This window comes from Enterobacter sp. H2G27 (genome assembly GCF_054403075.1).
Window position 1 is genome coordinate 793,288 of sequence record NZ_JBSVSI010000001.1, and the last position, 21,833, is coordinate 815,120.

A 21,833-nucleotide genomic window follows, 5' to 3' on the forward strand; every position below is an offset into this window, starting at 1 on the left:
GGCCCCGACTCACGCGATGCCACAATGCATGAAAGCTATCACTCTCTATGATGTCGCCCTCCTTGCGGGGGTTTCTTATCAGACCGTTTCTCGCGTCATTAACGACGCGGAGCATGTTTCTGCCCGCACGCGGGAAAAGGTGCAGCAGGCGATGGCGGAGCTACACTACGTGCCTAACCTGCGCGCACAGCAGCTGGCGGGTAAACGCACCCGCACGCTGGGACTTATCACCACCGATCTGGCCCTGCATGCGCCCTCGCAAATTGTGTCGGCGGTAAAATCCCGCGCGGCGGAACAGGGGGCGAGCGTTCTTATCTCCATGGTGGAACAGCCGCAGCACTGTCAGGTCGCGCTTCAGGCGCTACTGGCGCAGCGGGTGGACGCGCTGCTGGTGAATGTTCCGCTTGACGATCGTGACGCTGAAGAACTCAGGGCACTGGCGTCGCCCGTCCCGGTGCTGTTCCTCGATGTGGCGCCTTCAGCGCGGGTAAACAGCCTCGTGTTTAACGCGGAGCAGGGGGCGCGTCTGGGCGTTGAGCATCTGCTTTCGCTGGGGCATCGACATATTGCTCTGCTGAGCGGGCCGGAAAGCTCGGTCTCTGCTCGGGCGCGTCTGGCGGGGTGGAGAGCCGCTCTGGCCCGCGCGGGGTATGAAGCCGCTGAGGTGGCTTACGGTGACTGGAGCGCCGCAAGCGGCTATGAGAAAGGGCATGTTCTTCTGTCGGGGACGGTATTACCGGATGCCATTCTGGTGGCTAACGATCAGATGGCGCTCGGGGTAATGCGCGCCTGCGCGGAAAAAGGGGTCGCTATTCCTGGCCAGATGTCGGTGGTCGGGTTTGACGATACGGCCGACAGCGCCTGGTTTTCCCCGCCGCTGACGACCATTCGTCAGGCGTTTCGCGATGCGGGTGAACGCAGCGTGGAATGGCTGCTGGCCCCCACCGGGGAGGAGGCGTGCTGGCAGGTTCAACTGCCGGTGACGCTGGTTACCCGTCATTCAAGCGCACGCCGCAACCCTAAGCAGGCTGAACGCGAGGATCTGGCGGAGCAGCTGAGAAGCCTGGCACTCCTTGCCGAGCAGATTGCCCGCAAATAAAACTTTGTGATCTGACTCGCTACCCTGCGAATGGGCGCTTTACCATCGCCGGGTGCCAGGGCATGTTAACCAAAATTGTGAGCGCTTCGCAAAGAGGTTACTATGTCCACCACTTCACCGCTGACCCTCAGCGCCATTCTGGCCCGTCGGGACTGGGAAAACCCCGGCGTCACCCAGTGGTACCGTCTGGCCGCACATGCGCCGTTACACAGCTGGCGCAATGAATCTTCCGCCAGAGATGACGCCGGATCTACCAGCAGGCGCTCTCTCAACGGGCTATGGCGGTTTAGCTATTTTTCAGCGCCGGAGCAGGTTCCTCAAGCATGGGCAATCGAAGATTGCGCGGATGCCGTCGCGATGCCCGTACCGTCGAACTGGCAGATGCAGGGGTTCGACACGCCCATCTACACCAATGTCACCTATCCCATCCCCGTTAACCCACCTTTTGTGCCGCAGGAAAACCCGACCGGTTGTTACTCGCTCACATTTGAAATGGATGACGCCTGGCTTCAGAGCGGGCAAACCCGAATTATTTTTGACGGTGTGAACTCGGCGTTCCATCTGTGGTGCAACGGGAAGTGGATAGGCTATTCCCAGGACAGTCGGCTGCCCGCCGAATTTGACCTCTCGGCGGCATTACGCCCCGGGCAGAACCGCCTGGCGGTCATGGTATTGCGCTGGTGCGACGGCAGCTATCTTGAAGATCAGGACATGTGGCGCATGAGCGGCATTTTCCGCGATGTGACTTTGCTGCATAAACCCGATACCCGGATTGCCGATTATCACGTGGTGACGGACCTGAATAAGGAGCTGGACCGCGCGGTGCTGAAGGTTGATGTCGCGCTGGCAGGCGCTGGCTTTGCAGACTGCGAGGTGGTTTTTACCCTGTGGCGCGCGGAGGAAAAATGCGCCTGCGTTTCCCGGCGTCCAGGGTCAGCCATCGTCGACGAGCGCGGCAGCTGGGCAGAGCGCTTAACGGCGGCGATGCCCGTTGAACAGCCCGCGCTCTGGAGCGCTGAAACGCCAGAACTGTATCGCCTGACGATTGCGCTTATCAACCCGCAGGGTGAAGTGCTTGAGATTGAGGCGTGCGACGTGGGCTTCCGCCGCGTTGATATCAGCAATGGCCTGCTGAAGCTCAACGGTAAACCGCTGCTGATCCGAGGGGTTAACCGGCACGAGCATCACCCGGAAAACGGCCAGGTGATGGACGAAGCGACCATGCGCCGCGATATCGAAATCATGAAGCAGCACAACTTCAACGCCGTGCGCTGCTCGCACTACCCGAACCATCCGCTGTGGTACCGGCTTTGCGACCGCTACGGGCTGTACGTTGTTGATGAAGCCAACATCGAAACCCACGGTATGGTGCCGATGAGCCGCCTTGCAGACGATCCGCGCTGGCTGCCCGCCATGAGCGAACGCGTGACCCGCATGGTGCAGCGCGATCGTAATCATCCCTCAATAATCATTTGGTCGCTGGGCAATGAGTCCGGGCACGGCGCAAACCACGACGCACTGTATCGCTGGGTGAAATCTACGGATCCGACGCGTCCGGTGCAGTATGAAGGCGGCGGCGCGAATACGGCGGCTACCGATATTGTTTGTCCGATGTACGCCCGTGTCGATCAGGATCAGCCCTTCCCGGCGGTGCCTAAATGGTCAATCAAAAAATGGATCGGTATGCCGGACGAAACGCGTCCGCTGATCCTCTGTGAATACGCTCACGCGATGGGAAATAGCTTTGGCGGGTTCGCGAAATACTGGCAGGCGTTTCGCAGCCACCCTCGCCTGCAGGGGGGATTTGTCTGGGACTGGGTCGATCAGGCCCTGACGAAACAGGACGAAGCTGGCAACGCGTTCTGGGCCTACGGGGGAGACTTTGGCGATAAGCCGAACGATCGGCAGTTCTGCCTCAATGGCCTGGTATTCCCCGATCGCACGCCGCACCCGGCGCTGTACGAGGCGCAGCGCGCCCAGCAGTTCTTTACCTTTACGCGGGTCAGCACCTCGCCGCTGGTGATTGAGGTGCAAAGCGGCTACCTGTTCCGCCACACCGATAACGAAGTGCTGAGCTGGACGGTTGCCCGGGACGGGGACGTGCTGGCCGAGGGCGAGGTGACGCTCTCGATGTCGCCTGAAGGCACCCAGCTTCTGGAGATCGACCTGCCGGAGCTGAAAGCCGGGCCGGGTGAGGTCTGGCTGAACGTAGAAGTACGCCAGCCGCGGGCAACGCCGTGGTCACCGGCTGACCATCGCTGCGCGTGGGAGCAGTGGCCGCTGCCGGCTCCACTCTTTATTGCTCCGCCAGCTCCGGTGGGCGAGCCGCCGGTCTTGACGCAAAACGATCGCGTTCAGGAGATCTCCCATCGTCAACAGCGCTGGCAATTCGATCGCGCAACCGGAAATCTGACTCAATGGTGGCGAAATGGCGTTGAAACGCTGCTTTCACCTCTGACGGATAACGTCAGCCGCGCGCCGCTGGACAACGACATTGGCGTAAGTGAAGCGACGAAGATCGATCCGAACGCCTGGGTTGAACGCTGGAAAGCGGCGGGCATGTACGATCTCACCTCGCGCGTTCTGCACTGTGAGGCAGAGCAGCACGCAGACGAGGTGGTGGTCACAACCCAGCACGTCCTTGAGTATCGCGGCAAAGCCCTGTTCATGAGCCGTAAAGTCTGGCGGGTGGACGAGCGAGGCGTTCTGCATGGCGATATTCAGGTTGATATTGCATCTGATATCCCGGAGCCTGCGCGCGTTGGCCTGAGCGTTCATCTTGCCGAAACGCCGGAAAACGTCTTCTGGCTGGGACTGGGGCCGCATGAAAACTATCCGGACAGAAAGCTGGCGGCACGGCAGGGGCGCTGGACATTACCCCTGGCGGAGATGCACACACCGTATATCTTCCCGACGGAAAATGGTTTGCGCTGTGATACGCGGGAGCTGACGCTGGGAACGCATCAGCTAAATGGCCAGTTCCACTTCTCGGTGAGCCGCTACAGCCAGCAGCAGCTGCGGAAGACAACCCACCACCATCTGCTGCGGGAAGAGCCGGGATGCTGGCTTAACCTCGATGCGTTCCATATGGGCGTGGGCGGCGACGACTCCTGGAGCCCCAGCGTTGCACCGGAATTCATTCTGCAGACACGTCAGCTTCGCTATACCTTCAGCTGGCAGCAGAACCCTTAACTGACCCTGGAGAGGCGGCCACAGAGCGTGGCCGCATGCTTACGCCAGAATGCCGCTCAGGCCATGCAGGCTCATGTAAATTCCTACCACGGTAATCAGCGCAGCGGAGATCCACGGTGCCTTACGGGAGAATTCGCTAAACCCGGGCCAGCGTTTGGTCGCGTGCTTGAGGCTTAAGGCGGCAATCGCGCCGGAAGCGACCAGCGTTAACGCCAGACCAATACTGAAGCTGAACACCAGCGTCGCGCCGAGGGCGAAATGCTTCAGCTGCAGGCAGATCAGCAGCACGGTGATGGACGCCGGGCAGGGGATAAGTCCGCCGGTCAGGCCAAACATCACAATCTGTCCGGTGGTGACATTTTGACCGCTGAAGCGGCGGTTAATATCCTGCGCGTGAGCGCGCTGGTGGGCGTCCTGCCACTCTTCTTCAATCAGCGTGTGTTCGTGGTGATGATGATCATGATGGTGGTCATGTTCATGTTCATGTTCATGTTCATGTTCATGGTCGTGGTGGTGATGGCTATCATGGTCGTGATGATGATCGTGCGGCTGGCTCTCTTTCCAGGTTCGCCACGCCATCCACAGGGCGATCGCAACGATCAGCACCCCGGAGATCAGCTGGAACCAGGGTTCGGACGTATGCGCATCCCAGCCCCGACCAAACCATAATCCCGCCATCGCAACGAGCCAGACCACCGCCGTATGGGAGAGCGTTGCCGCCAGGCCAAGCAGTACCGCCTGTTTCAGCGTGCCGCGGATGGCAACAATAAAGGCTGCCATCATTGTTTTTGAATGGCCCGGTTCCAGGCCATGCAGCGCACCGAGCAGGATAGCGCTGGGAACAAACAGCCAGGCATTGCCCTGCTGAAGAAGTGAAGCAAAATCGGTCATGGAAATTTCCGGAGTGGAAAGCGTGCGGAGATACTACTCCCCCCCAGTAGCGTAATACTACCCCCCAGTAGAAAAATACTCAGGGGGAGTAGAGCGTGATATGCTTTAAAAGCTAAAAAATTAGGGATACAGAGATGTCACATACCGTTAGAGACAAGAAGATGTTACTGACTCGCCTGAAGAAAATTCAGGGGCAAAGCACCGCGCTGGAAAAAATGCTTAACAGCGATCACGAATGCGCCGAGGTGTTACAGCAGCTGGCGGCGATCCGGGGGGCGGTCAATGGCATGATGATGCAGGTGATCGAAGGACATTTAACCGATCACGTGGTGAAAGAGCCTGAAGAAGCGCAGCGTGAAGCCGATCTTGGCGTGGTGTTGCGGGTGATCAAATCCTATCTTAAGTAGCGTGCGTGCCGAGGTTATTTTCTGCCCAAAGAATAAATTCCGTTTTTGGCAGTGCCTTGCTGTAGTACCACCCCTGCCCGTACTGCACGCCGTGACGGTGTAGCCAGGCGAGCTGCCCTGCGGTCTCGATGCCCTCCGCCACCATCGCCAGCTTCAACGACTTTGCGATTTCAATGATGTGCGGCGTCACGTTTTTATACTCCAGCGCATCGACGAACGATTTATCAATTTTTAGCGTGTCGACGTCCAGATCCTGCAGATAGCTCAGGCTGGAATAGCCCGTGCCAAAATCATCAATATAGACAGGATGCCCCGAACGGCGGAATGCGGCGATAGCCGGCGCGCTGATTTTGGGATCGGCAAAGCCGCGCTCGGTGAGCTCAAGGGCGATTTGTCGGGGTTGTATTTGCCACTTATTTAGTAGCTGACTCAGTAAAGGTGGCAGGATGCCGGAGGTTAAATCGGCAGGGGCGAGGTTAATGGAGATATGCTGATCGGGATGGCGTTGCAGCCAGTGGCCCATATCTTCAAACACCTTTTCGATGACTAACTGCGTCAGCTGTGAGATGAGCCCCGTTTGCTCGGCAAGGGGGACAAAAATATCCGGCGATAGGCTGCTTCCGTCTGGCTGTGGCCAGCGCGTCAGCGCTTCTGCGCCCACAATTTTTCCGCTACTGAGCGCCACGATGGGCTGATAGTGAACCACAAAATCCCGGCTGTTAATGGCGTCAAGCAGGCGATTGCGCGGCGACTGGATACGACGCAGGATCCGCAGGACAAACAGCGCGGCGAGCAGACTTATTAACATGCCGAACGGTAACCAGAAAAGAAGCTGCCGGTGCCAGGTTTCAGCCAGCGGTTTGAGCGTTGCCCATGCGACGACGGTAAATCCAAGCTCAGGTACAGACTTCATGACGTACATTGAACCGTTGTACTGCACGCTTTTGACATCCCGCTCCTGAACCATGTCGCGGATGTGAGAATTGAGCTTACTGCTGCTGGCGAATATGCGGTGTGTTGTAGTGCCTACCAGGGCGGCATCAATCGCTATCTCGCCGAAAGGAATAACGTCCACCAGCGAGGCAGGATCGACCATGACAAGGTAGTGGCCTTTTCCCAGCACTGCCATGTAGCGGTTAAACCCAAGATCGTTTTGCGTGGTCAGCCATGCGCTGTAGCCATCTTCGGTAATGCGCATCGGCGGCGGGAAAGGGGCTGCATGGCTGGTTTGCTCCAGGGAGGAGCAGAGCGGCTGAAGGTTATCGATATAAATCACTTCCTGAACATATCGCCACGAGAAAGCGACCCGGCGCATCTCTCTTAACTGCAACGGGCTACACGGCACCCCTTCAAAGGCCTGCAGGTGATCGAGCGCTTCTTTTGCCTGATCCACAACTCTGTCGGTTCTTACCAACACGCGTGACGCATAGTTATCCAGCGCATTGGCAAACTTATCTTCCGCCTGGCGATGGGCCAGCCAGATGCTCAGGCAAATGGGAACCAGCACAGAAAAGATAAGTATGCCAGTCACCAGACTGACCAGATGTCGGGTTTTCATGCTGTCGTGTCCTTCCTCGTATACCCGTTCCTGGGCATTGAGTTCCTTGCCTGAAGAGAAAGATTTTACCGCGAAATGATATAGTTATAGCACGTGGGCAGCCAGGTTTTCATTTTATCTCTGGCAAACGAGAAAATATCGCCTGGCGAGAGGGGGTTGTTTTTTCGAACTGGCCTGGATATCATTTTGTTATGTTATAACAAAACACAAAGGATTTACGATGAAGCCTGATATCCATCCAGCCTATCGCACCGTGGTATTCCACGACACCAGCGCTAATGAATACTTCAAGGTTGGCTCAACCATTAAGACCGACCGCGAAATTGAACTCGACGGTGAAACGTATCCGTACATCACCATTGAGGTTTCTTCAAAATCGCACCCGTTTTATACCGGCAAGCAGAAAACGTTCTCCACGGACGGTAGCGCCGCGCGCTTCCGCAAGCGTTTTGGCGGTTTTCTCAATGCGAAGCGGGGCTAACCATGCAGGTACTTAACTCATTACGCAGTGCAAAGCAGCGTCACCCGGATTGCCAGATAGTCAAACGCAAGGGACGCTTATACGTGATTTGCAAATCTAATCCGCGCTTTAAGGCGGTTCAGGGACGTAAAAAAAGACGCTAGACGCGCGTTTCTCGCCAGCTTTCCAGGGATCTTTTCTGTTTGCCATCGGCAGTAAAATTGTCGGTGGCAAGCCAGCTTTCAAAGGCGCTCGCCAGCGCCGGCCACTCTTTGTCGAGAATAGAAAACCAGTCGGTATCCCGGTTACGGCCTTTTATGACCAGCGCCTGGCGAAAGCGCCCCTCAAACTGAAAGCCCAGACGCAGCGCCGCTTTACGGGAAGGCTCGTTCAGGCTATTGCACTTCCATTCATAACGCCGGTAGCCCAGGGTATCGAACACGTACCGCATCAGCAGATATTGCGCCTCTGTCGACCCTGGCGTGCGGCTTAACAGAGGAGAGAAGTGAACGTGCCCCACTTCCACGACCCCGTTTTTAGGATCAATCCGCATCAGGGACAGCGTCCCGACAGGAGACTGGGTCTGGTTATCCATAACGGTAAAATGGATGGGATCGGATAACTCACTTACGCTCGCCACCCATTTGGCAAACTCTTCTGCGGTGGCATCGGGTTCACGCAGTAGCCACGTCCAGCTGCGGGTATCTTCGGCCAGGGAATAGGCGGAGAACAACGCGTGGGCATGCTCCACGCGCAGCGGCTCAAGCCGACAGTAGTGACCCTGAAGGACCACCCGGGACGGGTGTTGACGAGGTTGCCAGTCGATAAGGGCTTCACCTACAGGCTGTCCAAACTCATTGAATGTATCCATTTTTAATTCCATGGCGTTGAAAAGAACTCCAGATTAGTGAATTGCTGGTTCCTTAAAAAGAACCACCAGGCTATGTTTTTCTGGTACCACAAGGAGGGAAGATGAATATACCGGGTGATGAGCTTTACACTTTGCTCCATGCTGCGCTGAAAAAGCGTGGGCAAGAGACGCTCCAGCGCACGCTCTATCATGCTTTGCGGGAGGCGATACTGTGCGGCAGGCTCCAGTCCGGCAGCCAGCTGCCCGGTTCGCGAACGCTGGCGCAGCAGATCTCGGTTTCCCGAAACACCGTCAATGCGGCGCTGGACCAGCTCACGCTCGAAGGTTATTTGCTGCGTAACCGTCAGGGGACACGGGTGGGGCAATTAGCTCATCGTACGATTGCCCGGACGCTGCCCGATCCTGACGTCAGGCTGACAAAACGTGTCGCCCTGCTGCCCGCGCCTGTGCCGCGCGACACCCCTGTGATGGCGTTCACGCCGGGAACGCCTGCCATTAACTATTTTCCCTTGCCGCTGTGGCGGCGATTGTACGATCGTGTTCTGCGCGAGGAAGGAAGTGTCCTGTTAGGCTATGGCGATCCGGCCGGTGAACCGTCTCTGCGGGCAGCGATTGCCCGGCATCTTGCCTTGTCCCGCGGTATCGACTGCGACGCCAGCCAGATTGTGCTCACCGAAGGTGCGCTTGAGGGGGTCAATCTCTGCACGATGCTGTTAAGCGAGCCTGGCGATGTCGCCTGGGTAGAAAACCCTGGCTACAGCGGGGCAAAGAGTGCGTTTGTTAAAACCGGCCTGGCGATGACGGGGATACCGGTTGATGACGAGGGAATGTGCTGGGAAGGGCTGGATGCGCCTGCCCCCTCAATGATCTTTACATCGCCTTCGCATCAGTTCCCTTACGGGAGCGTGCTCAGCGCGCGGCGGCGGCTGGCGCTGCTTGACCTGGCCCGGCAGCACAACGCTTGGATCATTGAAGATGATTACGACAGCGAGTTCCGTTATGCCGGTGAGCCCGTACCGGCGATGCTGGGAATGGTCAACAATGCGCCCGTTGTGTATCTGGGGACGTTCAGTAAAACGCTGTTTCCGTCACTTCGCATGGGGTTCATGGTGTTACCGCCAGCGCTGGCTAAGGCGGTTCGTCCGGCCATCGGCTCGCTGTTGCGGGGTGGGCATCGTGCCGAACAGCGTACCCTGGCGCTGTTCATTGAAGAAGGTCATTACGCCCGCCACCTTGCCGCCATGCGTCGGCTCTATCGTAAACGCTACCGCCAGCTGCGGGAGGTGCTGGGCGCCGAGCTTCATTCTCCGCACCGCATTCTGGCAGGCGAAGGTGGGATGCATCTGACGCTGGCGATAGACGGTATTGACGACCTGAGGCTGGTGGCGAAGGCGAGAGCGTTTCAGCTGGCACCCGCTGCACTGAGCGGGTATTACCTGGAGGCGAAGCAGGGGCAAACCGGGCTGGTTTTAGGTTACGGTAATACCTCTGCTTCTCAGTTTGCGCCGGGGATCCGACGTCTGCAGGCGTTAATTACGCAGCAGCAGGGCGGGAAAGGGTAAAGACATCATAGAAAGAGAGCTGTCCTTTGGTGGAAACCATTTTCTGCAGCTTCTCTTTTTGCCCGGCTTCAACTGCCGGAGAGTGCATGATGTTTTCGATCAGCTCCTCTGGCACGTAACGCGTGTTGTACCATTCGCCGTTATAGCAGACCCGAAAATCGAGCACGTCGATATCTTCGTAACGGTAGCGCGGATTCACGTCGAAAAAGAAAAAGGCGTTAAAGACGACAAACAGTACAACCAGCAGCCAGACGGAGTCCACCAGCGTTTCGGACTTCAGCATAACAATAAGCGTCGCCAGCCAGGCGGCATACATGGCGACAAACAGGCCAGGATGTTTGCGAATAAAGCTAATGCTAAAGCGCGGGCGATTATCGCGCTTTTCGCGGAGGTTAAGATCGTCGATGGTGGCGGTAAGCAGGCGCTGTATCTCGGTCATTTTTTGCCTTCATGAGAGTTGACAATACAGGGTGTCTGCCAATTTTAGGGGAGCCATCAGGCTGAAAAAAGTAACAGTCTGGCGCTAAAAGACTATAACAGTTGACTCCCCGCGACTTCACAGCGTTTTGATAATTTTTGCCGGGTTGCCGCCAACCACGACGTTAGCCGGGACGTCTTTCGTCACGACCGCGCCGGAGGCCACCACCACATTATCACCAATGGTGACGCCAGGGTTAATGACCGCCCGGCCACCAATCCAGACGTTATTTCCAATATTGACGGGTTTTCCAAACTCCACGCCGCTGTTTCGTTCCTCCGCGTCCAGCGGGTGGGTTGCCGTATAAATATGAACACCCGGCGCGAGCATACAGTTATCGCCAATATGAACCGGGCAGACATCCAGCATCACGCAGTCGAAGTTAGCGTAAAAGTTTTTGCCCAGATAAATGTTATATCCGTAGTCGCAGCGGAAACTCGGTTCGATATAAGCGCCTTCGCTTTGCCCCAGCAGTTCCGCCAGGATGTTCTGGCGTTCTGTCTTTTCATCAGGCGCAGTGTGGTTATAGCGGTAAACAAGATGGCGGGCCCGCAGTCGGTCAGCCCGTAATGTCTCATCGCCGGGGCGATAATGTTCACCGGCAATCATTTTCTGTTTTTCTAAGCTCACTGGAAACCTCTCTGGATGTTATTACCGCAGATTAATCGGAACAGGCCAGGAGGGGAACGTTCCCGGAAAGCCAATGTGACTGGAGTCACAACATTGCTGCTGAACACGTTTTACACGGAGACCTGGCTTACGCACAGGGAGCATAACGGGATAGGTAAATACTCAGAACGAGGCGTAGAACTCTACAGACACCCTTCAAAGATTAACGGACAAATTTCCACACAGATGTAGGGATTTTGTCATACAGCTTATTCATTGTCAGTTCAGCAAGACGATGGTCAGCGGCTGAATAAAATACCGCCAGTTCATTATCAGAAAGCTCGTATTTATTCTTTTCAATGACGCGTTCAAGCGTGTCAATTGACTGACAACGTCGTAAGCGCATCAAATAATCGATCTTTGTGAGTGGTTTATCAGACATAAATTCACCTTAGTAATTGTAATAATTTTAACAGGAAAGACTCACCGGGTTAGCTCTGCTCACGTTGACGAAACAGCGGAATAGCCGATTTCCCGATTTACGCCATTTTTGCAAATCCTGAGCGTTAATGCCGTAACTGCTGAACAACATAAAGGTGTCGTCCAGGTATTCATCAATTTGCTCGATGAGCTTATTATCTTCATTGTACTTAATTTTATAATTAAGTGCGAAGGTTGCGATATGCTCTATCAGCTCATTCAACTGTAAATTGATGGCAGACGTTGGATCGTTTACCCAGCCATGGTTACTTTCATCAAGATTGGCAAGGCAGTCATGGTACAAGGATTCGCAGAGAAATTTCAACTGCGCGATATCATGCCTTTTTGGCGAGTACTCGTCCATAGCGCATCCCCTTCTGAGTGATTTCTTACTCACCGAACATCATTGTCGGGATGGATACAACTGACTTAGCTACATGAGTGCTGTGTTCCTGATAACCTAACTATAAGCCACTCCTTCCTGGATTTCACCGCGCTATTACGAAAAATTACAAATAAAACCGCAGGCTGGGAGCTTGAACGCAAATGGTCGTCCTGGACTCAACGTTTTTATCCAAATTAACGACGGTGCTTTATCGCTTCCTTACGTTTCATTGGCTTAGCAAAAATGATGAGAAAAGTTTAGATTCAGACTTATCTTTGTAAGAACTTCTTATTAGGAATATTCCTAATACTTTAAGCGGGGAAATGAAATTAAAAAAATCCCGATTTCACCGATTAAGTTATCAGTTAATTACGATATGTCTATTTAAGATGGCAGAAAATAAATTGAACCTCAATAAGCGTAATTTATGATTTTTTCTGAAAATGAAAAAGGCCGCTAATGCGGCCTTTTTATCATGTGAAACCGGTATCAGTGAGGTTCTACCGAATGACTGTGTTCAACATCTTCATTCTTTCGGCTAAAGCGGCGGCGAACCACCACGAAGAACACCGGTACGAAGAAGATGGCCAATACGGTCGCGGTAACCATACCGCCCATCACACCAGTACCTACTGCGTTCTGCGCACCGGAGCCCGCTCCGGAACTGATAACCAGCGGCAGTACGCCGAGGATAAACGCCAGTGACGTCATCAGGATCGGGCGCAGACGCATACGAACCGCCTCAAGCGTCGCCTCAATAAGACCTTTGCCTTCTTTCTCCATCAGATCTTTGGCGAATTCAACGATAAGTATCGCGTTCTTCGCCGACAGGCCAATGGTTGTCAGCAGGCCTACCTGGAAGTAAACGTCGTTGGTCAACCCACGGAACGTCGCCGCAAGCAGCGCACCGATAACCCCGAGTGGAACCACCAGCATAACGGAGAACGGAATCGACCAGCTCTCGTACAGTGCCGCCAGACACAGGAAGACCACAATCAGTGAAATGGCGTACAGAGCAGGGGCCTGGTTACCGGACAGACGTTCCTGATAGGACATACCGGTCCAGTCATAGCCGATACCCGCAGGCAGTTTGCTCGCCAGCTCTTCCATCAGGTTCATGGCTTCACCGGTGCTTCGGCCCGGTGCGGCCTGACCCAGGATCTCCATAGACGGCAGACCGTTATAGCGTTCCAGACGCGGTGAACCGTATTCCCAGCGTGACGTTGAGAACGCCGAGAACGGAACCATCTGACCATTGCTGCCGCGCACGAACCAGCTGTTGATATCGTTCGGCAACATACGGTACTGCGCCTCTGACATCACGTACACTTTCTTCACACGACCGCGATCGATGAAGTCGTTAACGTAGCTACCGCCCCAGGCTGCGCCCAGCGTGGTGTTGATGTCACTGATGGATACGCCCAGCGCCTGGGCTTTCTCCTGATCGATATCGATTTTGTACTGTGGCGTATCTTCCAGGCCGTTTGGACGCACGCCGACCAGCAGGTCAGGGTGTTTAGCGACTTCACCAAACAGCTGGTTACGCGCCTGCGTCAGTTTTTCGTGACCCAGACCGCCCTGGTCAATCAGCTGGAAGTCGAAGCCGGTCGCGGTACCCAGTTCAACAATCGCTGGCAGGTTAAAGGCGAATACCATCGCATCTTTAATCTGCGAGAAGGTGCCCATTGCACGGCCGGTGATGGCTTCAACCTTGTTCTTTTCGCCCGGACGTTCAGACCAGTCTTTCAGAGAAACGAAGGCAATACCGGTGTTCTGACCACGACCCGCAAAGCCAAAGCCGTTAACCGCAAACACGGATTCAACGTTGTCTTTCTCTTTGGTGAGATAGTAGTCCGTCACTTCATCCAGCACTTTCTGGGTACGCTCTTGCGAGGCACCTGCCGGAAGCTGCGCCATCGTCAGGAACACGCCCTGGTCTTCATCCGGCAGGAACGAGCTTGGCAGACGAACGAACAGGAAAGCCATGCCCACCACGATGATGATATAGAGCAGCAGGTAACGACCGGTGCTGCGCAGGATGTTACCCACGCTGTCGGTGTAGTGGTGCGTGCTTTTATCGAACATGCGGTTAAACCAGCCGAAGAACCCTTTATGCTCGCCGTGACCGCCTTTCTGAATCGGCTTCAGCATGGTGGCACACAGGGCAGGGGTCAGGATCAACGCCACCAGCACCGACAGCGCCATCGCGGAAACGATGGTAATGGAGAACTGACGGTAAATCGCACCGGTAGAGCCCCCGAAGAAGGCCATCGGAATAAATACCGCAGACAGCACCATCGCGATACCGACCAGCGCGCCCTGGATCTGACCCATCGATTTACGGGTGGCTTCCTTCGGCGGCAGACCTTCTTCCGCCATCACGCGCTCGACGTTCTCGACCACCACGATGGCGTCATCCACCAGCAGGCCGATGGCGAGCACCATCCCGAACATCGTCAGGGTGTTTATCGAGTAGCCAAATATCGACAGGATCGCAAAGGTCCCGAGCAGAACAACCGGCACGGCAATCGTTGGGATAAGCGTCGCGCGGAAGTTTTGCAGGAACAGGTACATAACCAGGAAGACGAGGATGATCGCCTCAACCAGCGTCTTAACCACTTCGTGAATCGAAATTTTGACGAACGGCGTGGTGTCGTACGGGTAAACGATTTTCAGACCTGACGGGAAGAACGGCTCCATCTTCTTCAGCTCTGCGCGGATCGCCGTGGCGGTATCCAGGGCGTTAGCGCCTGTCGCCAGTTTGATACCCAGACCGGAAGCCGGTTTACCGTTAAACTTCGCGATGATGTCGTAGTTCTCACCGCCCAGCTCGACTTTCGCCACGTCGCGCAGGCGAACCTGCGAGCCGTCCTGGTTCACTTTCAGCAGAATTTTGCTGAACTCATCGGCAGAGGTCAGACGGGTCTGCGCGATGATCGAGGCGTTAAGCTGCTGGCCTTTCACCGGCGGCGTACCGCCTAACTGACCGGCCGCTACCTGGGCGTTCTGCGCTTTAATCGCACTGATCACGTCAACCGGGGTCAGCTGGAAGTTGTTCAGCTTGTTCGGATCCATCCAGATACGCATCGCGTACTGGGAACCGAACAGCTGCACGTCACCCACACCGGAAGTACGGCTGATGGCGTCCTTCATGTTGGCGCCCACGTAGTCGGAAATATCCTCCTGCGTCATGGTGCCGTTGGTGTTGATAACGCCGACAACCATCAGGAAGCTACTGGACGATTTCTCGACGCTCACACCCTGCTGTTGTACTTCCTGCGGCAGCAAAGGCATCGCCAGCTGCAGTTTGTTCTGCACCTGAACCTGCGCAATGTCAGCATCCGTACCTGACTGGAAGGTCAGGGTGATCTGCACCGTACCGGTAGAGTCACTGTTTGAGGACATGTACATCAGGTTATCGATACCGTTCATGTTCTGTTCGATAACCTGGGTGACGGTGTCCTGCACCGTTTTCGCATCAGCCCCCGGGTAGGTTGCGGAAATTGTCACCGCCGGTGGCGCAATCGTAGGATATTGCGCGACAGGCAGCTTCAGGATCGCAAGTCCCCCGGCCAGCATGATGATAATGGCGATCACCCATGCAAATATGGGGCGATCGATAAAGAAATTAGGCATGTCTTAACGGCTCCTGTTTAAGTTAAGACTTGGTTTGTTCTGACTGGCCAGCGGCCGAAGCTTGTTGTTTATCGTCAGATTTCACTTCCTGTGCTTTAACCTGCGCGCCAGGACGAACTTTTTGCAAACCAGAAACAATTACGCGATCGCCATCTTTCAGACCTTCCGTCACCAGCCATTTATCGCCAATCGCCTGGGTGGCGGTGATATTGCGCGTTTCGACTTTGTTATCAGCCCCAACAACCAGCGCGCTCGCATCGCCGCGTGGCGTACGGGTCACACCCTGCTGTGGAACCAGAAGTGCGGTTGGATTTGTTCCTTCCTCCAGACGTGCGCGAACGAACATACCTGGCAGCAGATTTTTGTCAGGGTTCGGGAAAATCGCACGTAAGGTGATGGAACCGGTGGTCTGGTCGACCGTCACATCAGAGAATTCCAGGGTACCTTCCTGCGGGAACTTGATACCGTCGTTGGTAATCAGCTCCACCTTGGCTTTGCCGTTTTCCTGTTTCAGGGTGCCGTTAGCCAGCTCCTGTTTCAGGCGCAGGAAATCGTTGCTGGACTGCGTCACGTCAACGTAGATCGGATCGAGCTGCTGCACGGTCGCCAGCGCAGTGGTCTGACCGTTCTGCACCAGAGCCCCTTCCGTGACGGAAGACTTACCAATACGACCGCTAATCGGGGAGGTCACTTTGGTATAGGCAAGGTTAATGCGCGCGGTTTCGACGGCCGCTTTGGCTGCCACCACGGCTGCGTTAGCCTGCTGTGCATCTGCCAGGGCGGTATCGTAATCCTGTTGGCTGATGTACTTAGTGCCGAGCAGTTTTTGGTAGCGGTTCAACGTCAGCTGAGCAATTTTAGCCGCGGCCTGTGCTTTAGCCAGATCGCCTTTCGCGCTTTCATAAGACGCCTGATAGGTTGCGGGATCAATCTGATACAGAGACTCACCGGCCTTCACATCACCGCCTTCGGTGAAGTTACGCTTCAGGATAATGCCGCTAACCTGAGGACGCACTTCCGCAATGCGGTAAGCATTTGTACGGCCTGGTAATTCGGTGGTGATTTGTAGAGGTTCAGATTTGAGCGTAACAACGCCTACTTCTGGCGCCTGCTGAGCTCCTTGTTGAGCCGGTTTGTCGTCACATCCTGTTAGCGCTAAGCTGCCTGAGAGCATCAGAACGACCGCCAGAGGCGTTAACCCTCTGTTTTTGTTCATATGTAAACCTCGAGTGTCCGATTTCAAATTGATCAAGGGTCCTGAGTCTAAAACCCATTGCTGCGTTTATATTATCGTCATGCTATGGTACATACATTCACAAATGTATGTAAATCTGACTCCTGTAAATTCACCCACCTATGGCACGAAAAACTAAACAACAAGCGCTGGAAACCCGACAACACATTCTGGATGTGGCAATACGTTTGTTCTCGCAGCAGGGTGTTTCATCCACCTCGCTGGCGCAGATTGCTCAGGCTGCCGGTGTGACGCGAGGAGCGATTTACTGGCATTTTAAAGATAAGTCAGATCTGTTCAGTGAAATCTGGGAGCTTTCAGAGTCCAGCATTAGCGATCTCGAGAGTGAGTATCGGGCAAAATTCCCTGACGATCCACTCTCAGTATTGAGAGAAATATTAGTATATATCCTTGAAGCAACGGTAGTTGAAGAACGTCGCAGATTGATGATGGAGATTATTTTTCATAAATGCGAGTTCGTGGGCGAGATGGCGGTTGTGCAGCAGGCACAGCGCAGCCTAAGCCTGGAGAGCTATGACCGTATTGAACAGAACCTGAACCTGTGTATGCAGGCAAAACTATTACCGGCCAATCTCTTGACCCGACGGGCGGCAATCCTGATGCGCAGCTACATTTCCGGTCTGATGGAAAACTGGCTTTTCGCGCCGCAATCCTTTGACCTTAAAGAGGAAGCCCGCAGCTACGTGGCGATTTTACTGGAAATGCTACAGCTCTGCCCCACGCTGCGCAGCGACGCGCCTTCGCTAACGGCCTGATCCCTTTCCAGGATTTATCTCAGAGGATAACGTTCGCGCTATTCTGCTTTCGGCGAGCGTGATATTCTTCACGCCGGACTATTTTCGGTCATCTTCTGACATCATTCACAACTATGCTGCCCATCAATCGCTCGCAACATCCTGTTTTTGCATTGCTCTTTGCGATGCTGTTTTTCTTCGCCACGGCGCCGCTGACCTGGGCCCGCGCCGATAACAGCAACGATATTCCCTCGCGCGGCGATGTTCAGTCGCAGCTCGACACGCTGAACAAACAAAAAGATCTCTCCCCTCAGGAGAAACTCGTCCAGCAGGATCTGACAGAAACGCTGGAAACGCTGGATAAAATTGAACGCATAAAAGCAGAAACCGTCCAGCTTCGCCAGAAGGTGGCGCAGGCACCTGAAAACATGCGTAAGGCCACCGAAGCGCTGAATGCCCTCAGCGATGTGGATAACGACGACGAGACGCGCAAGACGCTCTCGACGCTCTCCTTACGTCAGCTCGAGTCCCGCGTGGCTCAACTGCTCGACGACCTGCAAACCGCACAGTCGGATCTCGCAACGTATAACAGCCAGCTTGTCTCTCTGCAGACCCAGCCCGAGCGCGTGCAAAACGCGATGTACGCCGCGTCTCAGCAGCTGCAGCAAATCCGCAACCGCCTCAACGGCACGACGGTAGGCGAAGGCACGCTGCGCCCGACGCAGAATACCCTGCTGCTGGTGCAGCAGACGTTGCTCAATGCGCAAATCGAACAGCAGCGTAAAAGCCTGGAAGGGAATACGGTGCTGCAGGACACCCTGCAGAAACAGCGCGATTACGTCACCGCGAATATTAATCGCCTCGAACACCAGCTTCAGCTGCTGCAGGAAGCGGTTAACAGCAAGCGCCTGACGCTAACGGAAAAAACCGCCCAGGAGGCCGTATCGCCTGACGAAACCGCCCGCATTCAGGCGAATCCGCTGGTGAAACAGGAGCTCGAGGCCAACCACCAGCTTAGCCAGCGCCTGATACTGGCAACGGAAAACGGCAACTCGCTGGTTCAGCAAAATATCAAGGTGAAGAACTGGCTGGATCGCGCCCTGCAGGCTGAACGCAACATCAAAGAGCAGATTGCTGTTCTGAAAGGCAGCCTCCTGCTGTCGCGTATTCTCTACCAGCAGCAGCAGACGCTCCCGTCCGCCGACGAGCTGGAGGACATGACCAACCGTATCGCGGATTTACGTCTGGAACAGTTTGACGTTAACCAGCAGCGCGATGCCCTTTTCCAGAGCGATACTTTTGTCGCCAAAATTGAAGAGGGGCATTCAAGCGACGTTAACCCGGAAGTGCACGATGCGCTGCTCCAGGTTGTGGATATGCGTCGCGAACTGCTGGACCAGCTCAACAAGCAGCTGGGCAACCAGCTGATGATGGCCATAAACCTGCAGATCAACCAGCAGCAGCTGGTGAGCGTCTCGAAAAGTCTGCAGGAAATCCTGACCCAGCAGATTTTCTGGGTGAACAGCAACAAGCCGATGGACTGGGACTGGGTCAAATCCTTCCCTGAGACGCTGAAAACGCAGATCAAGAGCATGAAGATCACCGTTAACTGGGAGAAAGCCTGGCCTGCGGTAATGATTGCTTTCCTGGCCGGTTTACCGCTGCTGCTGATTGCCGGCCTGATCCGCTGGCGTCTGGGCTGGCTGAAAAAATACCAGGCGAAGCTGGCCTCCGAAGTAGGACAGCTGCGCAACGATAGCCAGCTCCATACGCCAAAAGCGATTCTGATCGATCTCATCCGCGCCCTGCCGGTGTGTCTGATTATTCTGGCCGTGGGCCTGATTCTGCTCACCATGCAGCTCAACGTCAGCGATCTGCTGTGGGCGTTCAGTAAAAAACTGGCGCTGTTCTGGCTGGTGTTTGGCGTGTGCTGGAAGGTGCTGGAAAAAGACGGCGTGGCGGTGCGTCATTTCAACATGCCTGCGCAGCTGACCAGCCACTGGCGTCGGCAGATTGTGCGCATCAGCCTCGCGCTTCTGCCGCTGCACTTCTGGTCGGTTGTCTCTGAACTTTCCCCGCTGCATCTGATGGATGATGTGCTGGGCCAGCTGGTGATCCTGCTGAACCTGCTGCTGATTGCGATCCTGATGTGGCCGATGTGCCGTGACAGCTGGCGTGATAAAGAGTCCCACAATATTCGCCTGGTCACCGTGACGGTGCTGGCGATCATTCCGCTGGCGCTGATGGTGTTGACGGCAACGGGTTACTTCTATACCACGCTGCGCCTGTCCGGGCGCTGGATTGAAACGGTCTATCTGGTGATCGTCTGGAACCTGCTTTATCAGACCGTGCTGCGCGGCCTGAGTGTGGCGGCCCGCCGCATTGCCTATCGCCGCGCCATCGCGCGTCGTCAGCATCAGGTGAAAGAGGGGGCGGAAGGCGCGGAGCCACAGGAAGAGCCGACCATCGCGCTGGAGCAGGTTAACCAGCAGACGCTGCGTATTACCATGCTGGTGATGATCGCCCTGTTTGCCGTGATGTTCTGGGCTATCTGGTCCGATCTTATTACCGTTTTCGCCTATCTCGACAGTATTACCCTCTGGCAATACAACGGTACCGAAGCGGGCGCTGCGGTCATGAAAAGCGTGACCATGGGCAGCCTGCTGTTTGCGCTGGTGTCGTCGGTTGTAGCCTGGGCGTTGATCCGCAACCTGCCAGGCCTGCTTGAAGTGCTGCTCCTGTCACGTCTGAATCTCCGCCAGGGGGCGTCCTACGCCATTACCACGATCCTCAACTACGTGATCATTATTGTTGGGGCGATGACGGTCTTTGGCTCGCTTGGCGTCTCGTGGGATAAACTGCAGTGGCTGGCGGCGGCCCTCTCGGTCGGTCTTGGTTTTGGCCTGCAGGAGATCTTCGGTAACTTCGTGTCCGGCCTGATCATCCTGTTCGAACGTCCGGTACGTATCGGCGATACCGTCACTATCGGCACGTTCTCGGGAACGGTCAGCAAGATCCGCATTCGCGCTACCACCATTACCGACTTCGATCGTAAAGAGGTGATCATCCCGAACAAAGCGTTCGTGACCGAGCGTCTGATCAACTGGTCGCTCTCGGATACGGTAACGCGCGTGGTGATCCGCCTGGGCGTAGCCTATGGATCGGATCTGGATAAGGTGAAAGAGGTGTTGCTGAAGGCGGCGTCTGAGCATCCGAAAGTGATGCACGATCCGGCTCCGGCGGTGTTCTTTACCACCTTTGGGCCGAGTACGCTGGATCACGAGCTGCGTTTATACGTGCGTGAACTGCGCGACCGCAGCTACACGGTGGATGAGCTTAATCGCTCTATCGATCGTCTGTGTCGTGAAAACGATATTAATATCGCCTTCAACCAGCTTGAGGTTCACCTGCGTAACGAGAAAGGTGATGAGCATACGGAAGTGAAGCGCGACATTAAGGGCGACGACCCGACTCCGGCTTAATCTATTTTCCCTCTCCCACAGGGAGAGGGTTAGGGTGAGGGGGAAGTTTCCCCTCAAAATCCCGCCGCACAATCTCCAGCGCCTTAAGCACCGTCCCGGCGGGGATCTCATGATTCTCCAGCAGCATAATCAAATCGACGGCCAGCTTGACCTCATCGGGTGCATTTTCCAGTGACATGGGTGTGGCTCCTGTTAACGGGTCAAACGTTCAATGACGCGCTCAATTTCATCCAGCGCCTGACGGCAGCGGACGATGCGCCCTTCCAGCGCGCTAATCTCGCGCATTAATAGCTGCTGCTCTTCCAGCGTTTCGCTGTGGTTCAGACGCACCTCGCGTTCGCGCTTCATCTCAAACAGCCGGCGCTCAAACTCCTGGTTCTCCAGCCGCTTGCGCTGCCATTTACCGAGCCCCGGCGAGGCGCTGTCCCAGGCGCGCAGCGGCCAGGCGGTAATTTCGCGATCCAGGGCGGTGATCTGCTCAGTGAGATGCTCTGCAAGCCACGCCACCTGCTCCTGCTGTTCACTCTCAACCGCATGGCGAAGCTCGTCGAGGTTCGTCTGCGCTTCAGCAAGATAATCCCGAATGACGGTGCTGCGGGTACGAAAAAGCTGCCGGTCAAAGCGCGGCTTCAGCGTGGCGTGCCCCATTAGCGGCGTGGCCTGCTCCCGCAGAGCAATCAGCTGATTTTGCAGCCTCTCAAGAAGCAGTGCTGTTTTCAAGGCGCTCTCCAGTG

At 55.5% G+C, this 21,833-nt stretch carries 19 protein-coding genes; 8 read left to right on the top strand and 11 right to left on the bottom strand.

The genetic code is table 11. The annotated features are described in order from the left end of the window. The first annotated feature begins 28 nt into the window (after positions 1–28). On the top strand, positions 29–1,099 hold the full coding sequence (locus tag ACW9E7_RS03700) for a LacI family DNA-binding transcriptional regulator (protein WP_302234273.1): 1,071 nt from the start codon (positions 29–31) through the stop codon (positions 1,097–1,099). A 102-nt stretch (positions 1,100–1,201) separates the two neighbouring features. Continuing rightward, positions 1,202–4,291: a beta-galactosidase gene (locus tag ACW9E7_RS03705; protein ID WP_458727269.1), complete on the top strand. Its 3,090-nt coding sequence runs from the start codon at positions 1,202–1,204 to the stop codon at positions 4,289–4,291. 39 nt (positions 4,292–4,330) lie between these two features. Here ACW9E7_RS03705 and ACW9E7_RS03710 read toward each other — a convergent pair whose 3' ends face one another. Then, positions 4,331–5,182 (bottom strand): nickel/cobalt efflux protein RcnA, encoded by an 852-nt coding sequence (locus ACW9E7_RS03710; protein WP_458727270.1) that lies wholly within the window; start codon positions 5,180–5,182, stop codon positions 4,331–4,333. Between the two features lie 134 nt (positions 5,183–5,316). Here ACW9E7_RS03710 and ACW9E7_RS03715 point away from each other — a divergent pair, with 134 nt between their 5' ends. Continuing rightward, positions 5,317–5,589, top strand: a complete 273-nt coding sequence (locus tag ACW9E7_RS03715) for a metal-sensing transcriptional repressor (RefSeq protein WP_115874368.1) — start codon at positions 5,317–5,319, stop codon at positions 5,587–5,589. Here the strand turns inward: ACW9E7_RS03715 and ACW9E7_RS03720 are convergent. Continuing rightward, positions 5,582–7,147, bottom strand: coding sequence for an EAL domain-containing protein (locus tag ACW9E7_RS03720; protein ID WP_115874369.1), 1,566 nt, complete (start codon positions 7,145–7,147; stop codon positions 5,582–5,584). The genes ACW9E7_RS03715 and ACW9E7_RS03720 overlap by 8 nt on opposite strands. A gap of 220 nt (positions 7,148–7,367) precedes the next feature. Between ACW9E7_RS03720 and ACW9E7_RS03725 the strand changes: the two genes are divergently transcribed. Both ACW9E7_RS03725 and ykgO read left to right on the top strand, forming a co-directional pair. Beyond that, positions 7,368–7,628, top strand: coding sequence for a type B 50S ribosomal protein L31 (locus ACW9E7_RS03725; RefSeq protein ID WP_010428154.1), 261 nt, complete (start codon positions 7,368–7,370; stop codon positions 7,626–7,628). A gap of 2 nt (positions 7,629–7,630) precedes the next feature. Next, positions 7,631–7,771 carry a type B 50S ribosomal protein L36 gene (ykgO, locus tag ACW9E7_RS03730; protein WP_003859006.1) on the top strand — a complete coding sequence of 47 codons (141 nt, stop codon included), beginning with the start codon at positions 7,631–7,633 and terminating at the stop codon, positions 7,769–7,771. Here the strand turns inward: ykgO and ACW9E7_RS03735 are convergent. Continuing rightward, a complete protein-coding gene (locus ACW9E7_RS03735; RefSeq protein ID WP_458727271.1) occupies positions 7,768–8,478 on the bottom strand; it encodes a GNAT family N-acetyltransferase in 711 nt (236 codons plus the stop codon). The two genes, ykgO and ACW9E7_RS03735, sit on opposite strands and share 4 nt — an antisense overlap. A 101-nt stretch (positions 8,479–8,579) precedes the next feature. Here ACW9E7_RS03735 and pdxR point away from each other — a divergent pair, with 101 nt between their 5' ends. Continuing rightward, a complete protein-coding gene (pdxR, locus tag ACW9E7_RS03740; RefSeq protein ID WP_458727272.1) occupies positions 8,580–10,040 on the top strand; it encodes a MocR-like pyridoxine biosynthesis transcription factor PdxR in 1,461 nt (486 codons plus the stop codon). Here pdxR and ACW9E7_RS03745 read toward each other — a convergent pair. From ACW9E7_RS03745 to acrA, 6 genes are all read right to left on the bottom strand, one after another. Further along, positions 10,012–10,479, bottom strand: coding sequence for a YlaC family protein (locus tag ACW9E7_RS03745; RefSeq protein ID WP_023310598.1), 468 nt, complete (start codon positions 10,477–10,479; stop codon positions 10,012–10,014). The genes pdxR and ACW9E7_RS03745 overlap by 29 nt on opposite strands. Before the next feature lie 117 nt (positions 10,480–10,596). Next, positions 10,597–11,148: a maltose O-acetyltransferase gene (gene maa / locus ACW9E7_RS03750; RefSeq protein ID WP_458727273.1), complete on the bottom strand. Its 552-nt coding sequence runs from the start codon at positions 11,146–11,148 to the stop codon at positions 10,597–10,599. Positions 11,149–11,350: 202 nt separating this feature from the next. After that, a complete protein-coding gene (locus ACW9E7_RS03755) occupies positions 11,351–11,569 on the bottom strand; it encodes an HHA domain-containing protein (RefSeq protein ID WP_008499287.1) in 219 nt (72 codons plus the stop codon). 27 nt (positions 11,570–11,596) lie between these two features. After that, on the bottom strand, positions 11,597–11,971 hold the full coding sequence (gene tomB / locus ACW9E7_RS03760) for an Hha toxicity modulator TomB (RefSeq protein WP_008499288.1): 375 nt from the start codon (positions 11,969–11,971) through the stop codon (positions 11,597–11,599). A gap of 510 nt (positions 11,972–12,481) precedes the next feature. Further along, positions 12,482–15,628: a multidrug efflux RND transporter permease subunit AcrB gene (gene acrB / locus ACW9E7_RS03765; RefSeq protein WP_029741964.1), complete on the bottom strand. Its 3,147-nt coding sequence runs from the start codon at positions 15,626–15,628 to the stop codon at positions 12,482–12,484. A 22-nt stretch (positions 15,629–15,650) separates the two neighbouring features. Beyond that, entirely contained in the window at positions 15,651–16,844 is a 1,194-nt protein-coding gene (acrA, locus tag ACW9E7_RS03770; protein ID WP_115874373.1) for a multidrug efflux RND transporter periplasmic adaptor subunit AcrA, read from the bottom strand. Between the two features lie 140 nt (positions 16,845–16,984). Between acrA and acrR the strand changes: the two genes are divergently transcribed. After that, on the top strand, positions 16,985–17,638 hold the full coding sequence (acrR, locus tag ACW9E7_RS03775) for a multidrug efflux transporter transcriptional repressor AcrR (RefSeq protein WP_023310602.1): 654 nt from the start codon (positions 16,985–16,987) through the stop codon (positions 17,636–17,638). A 113-nt stretch (positions 17,639–17,751) separates the two neighbouring features. After that, complete coding sequence (gene mscK / locus ACW9E7_RS03780; RefSeq protein WP_136195273.1) at positions 17,752–21,099, top strand: mechanosensitive channel MscK; 3,348 nt, start codon at positions 17,752–17,754, stop codon at positions 21,097–21,099. A gap of 1 nt (position 21,100) precedes the next feature. On the opposite strand, the gene rsmS is transcribed toward mscK, so the two are convergent. Both rsmS and priC read right to left on the bottom strand, forming a co-directional pair. Then, positions 21,101–21,277: a pleiotropic regulatory protein RsmS gene (gene rsmS, locus ACW9E7_RS03785; protein ID WP_032644839.1), complete on the bottom strand. Its 177-nt coding sequence runs from the start codon at positions 21,275–21,277 to the stop codon at positions 21,101–21,103. Between the two features lie 14 nt (positions 21,278–21,291). Next, complete coding sequence (priC, locus tag ACW9E7_RS03790) at positions 21,292–21,819, bottom strand: primosomal replication protein N'' (protein WP_458727274.1); 528 nt, start codon at positions 21,817–21,819, stop codon at positions 21,292–21,294. Positions 21,820–21,833 lie beyond the last annotated feature (14 nt).

Excerpts from the sequence above, each read along its gene's own strand:
- ACW9E7_RS03700 (WP_302234273.1), top strand. The coding sequence starts at position 29 with ATGAAAGCTATCACTCTCTATGATGTCGCCCTCCTTGCGGGGGTTTCT.
- ACW9E7_RS03735 (WP_458727271.1), bottom strand. The coding sequence starts at position 8,478 with ATGGATACATTCAATGAGTTTGGACAGCCTGTAGGTGAAGCCCTTATC.
- mscK (WP_136195273.1), top strand. The coding sequence starts at position 17,752 with ATGCTGCCCATCAATCGCTCGCAACATCCTGTTTTTGCATTGCTCTTT.
- ACW9E7_RS03710 (WP_458727270.1), bottom strand. The coding sequence starts at position 5,182 with ATGACCGATTTTGCTTCACTTCTTCAGCAGGGCAATGCCTGGCTGTTT.
- ACW9E7_RS03745 (WP_023310598.1), bottom strand. The coding sequence starts at position 10,479 with ATGACCGAGATACAGCGCCTGCTTACCGCCACCATCGACGATCTTAAC.
- ACW9E7_RS03705 (WP_458727269.1), top strand. The coding sequence starts at position 1,202 with ATGTCCACCACTTCACCGCTGACCCTCAGCGCCATTCTGGCCCGTCGG.
- acrB (WP_029741964.1), bottom strand. The coding sequence starts at position 15,628 with ATGCCTAATTTCTTTATCGATCGCCCCATATTTGCATGGGTGATCGCC.
- acrR (WP_023310602.1), top strand. The coding sequence starts at position 16,985 with ATGGCACGAAAAACTAAACAACAAGCGCTGGAAACCCGACAACACATT.
- ACW9E7_RS03720 (WP_115874369.1), bottom strand. The coding sequence starts at position 7,147 with ATGAAAACCCGACATCTGGTCAGTCTGGTGACTGGCATACTTATCTTT.
- ACW9E7_RS03725 (WP_010428154.1), top strand. The coding sequence starts at position 7,368 with ATGAAGCCTGATATCCATCCAGCCTATCGCACCGTGGTATTCCACGAC.
- ykgO (WP_003859006.1), top strand. The coding sequence starts at position 7,631 with ATGCAGGTACTTAACTCATTACGCAGTGCAAAGCAGCGTCACCCGGAT.
- rsmS (WP_032644839.1), bottom strand. The coding sequence starts at position 21,277 with ATGTCACTGGAAAATGCACCCGATGAGGTCAAGCTGGCCGTCGATTTG.
- pdxR (WP_458727272.1), top strand. The coding sequence starts at position 8,580 with ATGAATATACCGGGTGATGAGCTTTACACTTTGCTCCATGCTGCGCTG.
- ACW9E7_RS03755 (WP_008499287.1), bottom strand. The coding sequence starts at position 11,569 with ATGTCTGATAAACCACTCACAAAGATCGATTATTTGATGCGCTTACGA.
- ACW9E7_RS03715 (WP_115874368.1), top strand. The coding sequence starts at position 5,317 with ATGTCACATACCGTTAGAGACAAGAAGATGTTACTGACTCGCCTGAAG.
- acrA (WP_115874373.1), bottom strand. The coding sequence starts at position 16,844 with ATGAACAAAAACAGAGGGTTAACGCCTCTGGCGGTCGTTCTGATGCTC.
- tomB (WP_008499288.1), bottom strand. The coding sequence starts at position 11,971 with ATGGACGAGTACTCGCCAAAAAGGCATGATATCGCGCAGTTGAAATTT.